The sequence below is a fragment of the Romboutsia sp. 13368 genome (assembly GCF_018336475.1).
Taxonomy (GTDB): domain Bacteria; phylum Bacillota; class Clostridia; order Peptostreptococcales; family Peptostreptococcaceae; genus Romboutsia.
Window position 1 is genome coordinate 728,526 of record NZ_CP048741.1, and the last position, 224, is coordinate 728,749.

A 224-nucleotide genomic window follows, 5' to 3' on the forward strand; every position below is an offset into this window, starting at 1 on the left:
GACGTAATATCAAAGATAGTAAACTTTGCGATAGCAAAATAATAACTATAAGTATAGTTGGTGAACTTCTAACTATAGATTCAGAAAAAGCATTTTTCAGTTTATTAAGTAGAGAATATTCAAAATTATTTCCAAAGTTAGGAGATAGAACTAGATTTAATAGAACTAAACGAAATTTACATTCTGTAATCAATGAAGTAAGAGAGTACATTTCCTTGTTTATT